Below are 5043 nucleotides of genomic sequence, written 5' to 3' on the forward strand. Positions count from 1 at the left end.
TCGTCACCGCCGTCCTCCCCCGCCCCCCGAGGCGGACGACGACGGCGGTGACGACGAGGGCGACGAGGGCCCCGACGACGGTGATGCCTCCGCGGGAGGCGCCGGCCAGAACGGCGCCCCCGGAGCCGCTGGCCAGGGCGGCCGCCGCCGCCGTCGCCGCCGCCGCCGCCGTGGCGCGCAGGTGCACCTCACCCCGGAAGGCCAGGCCTACCGCATGCAGGCGGGTCCGGACGGCCAGCAGGTGCAGGTCTTCCTGACGCCGCAGGAGCTGGAGCAGTACCGCCAGCGCCAGGCGCAGCAGCAACAGCAGCAGCCCCAGGGTGGCGGCCAGCCGCAGGGCCAGGAGAACCGCCCGCAGGACGGCGGGCAGCCGCAGCCGCAGCGGCACGAGCACCCGCGCCATCAGCAACAGCAGCGCGGCGGCGGACACGCCCAGGGCGCGCCGCAGCAGAACCTGGCGCCCGTGGAGGGCGTGCTGGACACGGAGGCCAAGGGCCCCAACGCGTTCCTGCGTCAGGTGAAGCGCAACCTGCTGGCGTCGCCGGACGACCCGGAGCTGCCGAAGAACCTGGTGCAGAAGCTGCGCCTGCGGCAGGGCCAGTACCTCACCGCGTTCGCGCAGATGCGCGGCCACAAGGGCGTCATCCAGAAGGTGGACACGGTGGACGGCCGCCCGCTGGAGGGCGCGCCCCGGCTGCCGCACTTCGCGGACCTCACCTCCGTGGACCCCACCGAGCGGCTGAAGCTGGAGAACGGCCACAAGGAGATGGTCACGCGGGTGCTGGACCTCATCGCGCCCATCGGCAAGGGTCAGCGCGCGCTCATCGTCGCCCCGCCCAAGACGGGCAAGACGATCATGCTCCAGCGCATCGCCCAGGCCGTCATCCAGAACCACCCGGAGTGCCACGTCATGGTGGTGCTCATCGACGAGCGCCCGGAAGAAGTGACGGACATGCGCCGGAGCATCAAGGCGGAGGTCATCGCCTCCAGCTCCGACCGGCCCACGGGCGACCACCTCAAGGTCGCGGAGCTCGCGCTGGAGCGCGCCCGCCGGCTGGTGGAATCCGGCAAGGACGTGGTCATCCTCCTGGACTCCATCACCCGCCTGGCGCGCGCCTACAACAAGGAAGTGGACAGCTCCGGCCGCACCATGACGGGCGGCGTGGACAGCCGCGCCCTGGAGCGCCCCAAGCGCATCTTCGGCGCCGCGCGCGCCACGGAGGAAGCGGGCTCGCTCACCATCATCGGCACGGCGCTCATCGACACCGGCAGCCGCATGGACGAGGTGATTTTCGAGGAGTTCAAGGGCACGGGTAACTCCGAGGTCACCCTGGACCGCCTGCTCGCGGAGAAGCGCGTCTTCCCGGCCATCAACATCCCCCAGTCCGGCACTCGCAAGGAGGAGAAGCTCTTCACCCTGCGCGAGTACGAGAAGGTGAAGAAGCTGCGGCAGATGCTCTTCGCCGTGAAGCCGGTGGAGGCCATGGAGGCGCTCGTCAAACGGCTCGGCCGGTACACCTACAACGACGAGTTCTTCGACGAGATGTAGGCCGTGCCCGCCCCGCGCGGGGGTGGTGTGGCGAGCCCTGGATTGCGTAAGGTGAGCGCATGATTCAGGGCTCGGGCCGCTGCCACTACCACCCGGACCGCGCGGGCCTGGGCGTCTGCGTGGAGTGCCGGCGCGTCATCTGCCGCGAGTGCACCACGCAGTTCGAGGGCATCAACCGCTGCGCCAGCTGCCTCGACACGCGCCGCAAGGCGCTGGAGGGGCCGCCCCCCCGGCGCGAGTGGAGCGTGGCGCACGTGGTGCTGGCGCTCGTGGGCGTCGTGCTCGTGTGGGGCGGCGTGCTGTTGGCGGCGCACGCGGTGGGCTAACGCGATGGCCGTCTCCGCATTGGAACTGCGCCCCCGGGGTCCGGTGGCCTTGATGGACGCGGCGCTGCGCCTGTGCGCGCGTGACGCGGGCGTGTGGGCGCTCACGCTGCCGGGTGGCGCGGCGGTGGTGGCCGCGCTGCTGCACCTGTTGGACGCCGTGGATCATGGGCGCTCCCCCACCCTGCCCGCGCTGTACGTGACGCTCGCGTGGTTCCTGCGGGGCGTGGGCCAGGGCGCGGCGTGCCACTACGTGCAGGAGGTGCTGCTGGGCGCGAAGGCGGAGCCATCCGTGCGCCAGTCCCTGCGCGCGGCATTGGCGCGGCTGCCCAGCCTGTTCATTGCCGTAGCGTACCTGGCGTTCTTCAACGTGCTGACGTTGACGTTCTCGCTGGGTATCGCGCTGTTCCTCCTCTCCGCGCAGGGCGTGGGCTACGCGGCGACGATGCAGGGCCGGGGCAGCCCGCTGAAGCTGTACGCGGTGGGCTCGCGGCTGCTGGGCCCGTCGCGCGGGACGGCCACCGCGGTGCGCTGGCTGATGAGCGTACAGGTGCTGGTGTTCCTCAACCTGCACGTGGGGCTCAACTTCCTGCTGTACCTCGGGCGGCGGCTCGTGGGCATCGACCTGACGTTCGCGGAGCGGTTCGCGTCGTTGGACAATCCGCCGTGGCTCGTGTTCCTCGCCGCGACGACGTTCGCCCTCTTCGAGCCCCTGCGCGCCGCGACCGCCACGCTGCTGCTGGTGGACGGACGCGTGCGGCAGGAAGGCCTGGACCTGCTGGCCGCCGTGCAGCAGCTCCCGGAGCGGAGCACGCAGCGCGGGGGGCTCGCATCCAAGGGCGTGGCCGCGGCGTTGCTGCTGGCCACGGGGCTGCTCCTAGCGGCCCCCGCGCCGGTGGAAGCCGCGCCGGAGGCCTCCGCACCCGTGGACCGCAAAGCGCTGCGCGCCCGGCTGGAGAAGGTCGCGACGGAGTGCGAGCTGCCCGAACAGGTGGAGGGCACCTCGCTCCGTGACTTCGACGCGCTGAACGCACGGGAGACGGTCAAGCTCGAGCGCTTCGTGCGCCACCTGGAGCAGCTGGCCTACGACGACGAGGACTGCGAGACGGCGGCGGTGGCGCTGGAGAACGGGCTCGCGCAGGTGACGGCCACGGCCGAGGCCCAGGCGCGCGCGGACGCCCGTGCGGCCACGGATCGGGCTCGGGCCATCCTCGCGCGGCCGGAGTTCCAGGAGCGCCCGGAGAAGGCCCCGGCCGAACCCAAGGAGGAAGAGGTCCCTCCTCCGGAGTCGAGCTGGTGGCGCCGCTTCATCGACAAGCTGGGCGAGTGGCTCAGGGACTTCTTCAAGCGCAACAACCCACAGCCCCAGTCACGGGAGACGGCCGTGCCCGTGAGCGGCGGCGCGGCGGCGAACGCGCTCGTCGTGATGCTGGTCGCGCTGACGCTGGCGGTGCTGGGGGTGGTGGTCGTGAGCGTGCTGCGGCGCAAGCGCGAGAGTTCGGGCCCGGCGCTGGAGGTGCGCACCATGGACGCCGCGGCGCTCGCGGGCAGCCCGGACCACGCGCTGTCGCGTCCGCCCGAGGGCTGGGCGCACCTGGCCGACGCGCTGGCCGCCAGGGGGGAGTACCGCGAGGCGGTGCGCAACCTGTACCTCGCGCTCCTGTCGCGCCTGCACCGCGACGGCGCCATCCACTACGACGAGACGCTGTCCAACTGGGACTACCTGCGCGCGTTCCGGGGCCGCCCGGAGGTGAAGGCCCCGTTCCGCGAGCTGACGCGCCGCTTCGACTTCGCGTGGTACGGCAACGTGCCCGTGGGCGCCGACGGCTACACCGAGTTCCGCGCCATCACCGCCCCGCTGCTCGCCGCGCCGACCGCGCAGGAGGCCGCCGGTGCGTGACCGTTTCCCGCTGCTCGTGCTGGGAGGCCTGCTGCTGGCGGGTGTGCTCGGGACGTTCCTGGTGCGCGGCGCCCAGCGCGGTGGCTTCGCGGATCCGCTGTCCACCTTCCGCGCGGAACCGGACGGCGCGCGCGCCCTGTACCTGCTCGCGCAGGAGAGCGGCCTGCCGGTGACGCGCAACATGGCGGACCTGCGCCTGCTCACCGGCCATGAGGCGCTGGTGCTGCTCGCGGTGGAGGTCCAGGACTCGCACGAGGAGGATCCGGATCAGACGCGGCTCGCCTCGGATCCGGATGCGGGCGTGGACGACGAGGAGGCTCCGCACCAGGGATTCAACGCCATCCGGGCGCAGCAGCTGGACGACGACGAGGTGGAGCGCGTGCTCTCCCATGTCCGCGCCGGTGCCTCGCTCGTATACGTGCCCTGGGGGTCGCGGGAGAACGCGCTCCTGGATGAATTGGGCGTGAAGCTGGACAAGGCGGACGTGACGCTGCCCATGCGCACGCTGGTGCCATCGCTGCCCACGCCATACACGCTGGGCGTGGAGCGCGTGGAGGCGAAGGTCCAGGCCTACCTCCGGCTGCCGGAGGGCGCCGTCACGGTGCTCGAGGATGAACGCCTGGGCTTCCCGGTGGCGGCGGTGATTCAAGCGGGTGCGGGCCGGGTGCTCGTGGTGGGCGCCCCCGAGCTCGCGATGAACCCGGCGCTCGCGAGAGCGGACAACGCGCAGTTCTGGCTGAGCGCGCTGGAGGCCCTGGGCCCCGGCCCCTTCGCCTTCGACGAGTTCCACCACGGCTTCACCAACGAGCGCTCGCTCGTGGACTTCGCGCGCCGCTACGGCCTGCACTTCGCCGTCGCGCAGCTGCTCCTGGGCGTCGTGCTGTGGGCGGGCGCGCTGAAGCGCTTCGGCCGTCCGCTCCCTCCGCCCGAGTCCATGCGCGTGGGCGCCACGGACGCCCTCTTCGCCATGAGCCGCCTGTACCGCGAGGGCCAGCACCACGGCTTCGCCGCGGGACTCATCACGCGCGGCCTCACGCAGCAGCTGGCGCCGCTCGCGGGCCTGCCTTCGCACTCCACCGCCGCCGCCGTCGCGGAAGGGCTGCGCACGCGCGGACGCCAGGACCTGGCGGACGGGCTGCTCGACGTGGCCCGCCAGTCCGAAGCCGTCCAGAGGGACGCTGACCTCCAGGCCCTCGCCACTTCCGCCGCGCACGTGCGCGAGCGCATCCACCCCGCCGGCACCGGCCGGCCCCGCCCCGGAACCCCATGAA

General features: G+C 72.6%; 4 protein-coding genes. All 4 read left to right on the forward strand.

Annotated elements, in window-relative coordinates; all coding sequences use genetic code 11:
* Positions 1–1549 (forward strand): transcription termination factor Rho (gene rho / locus D7Y21_RS40320; protein WP_121718544.1); only part of this gene is annotated, 1549 nt, incomplete at its 5' end.
* A 59-nt stretch (positions 1550–1608) separates the two neighbouring features.
* On the forward strand, positions 1609–1875 hold the full coding sequence (locus tag D7Y21_RS40325; RefSeq protein ID WP_014398393.1) for a hypothetical protein: 267 nt from the start codon (positions 1609–1611) through the stop codon (positions 1873–1875).
* 4 nt (positions 1876–1879) lie between these two features.
* Positions 1880–3772, forward strand: coding sequence for a DUF4129 domain-containing protein (locus tag D7Y21_RS40330; protein ID WP_121718542.1), 1893 nt, complete (start codon positions 1880–1882; stop codon positions 3770–3772).
* The gene (locus tag D7Y21_RS40335) at positions 3765–5042 is read left to right on the forward strand and encodes a DUF4350 domain-containing protein (protein ID WP_121718543.1); all 1278 of its coding nucleotides are present in this window, start codon (positions 3765–3767) and stop codon (positions 5040–5042) included. Before D7Y21_RS40330 ends, D7Y21_RS40335 begins: the two co-directional genes overlap by 8 nt.
* Position 5043: the final 1 nt, after the last annotated feature.

The sequence above is a fragment of the Corallococcus sp. AB045 genome (assembly GCF_003668895.1).
Classification (GTDB): domain Bacteria; phylum Myxococcota; class Myxococcia; order Myxococcales; family Myxococcaceae; genus Corallococcus; species Corallococcus coralloides.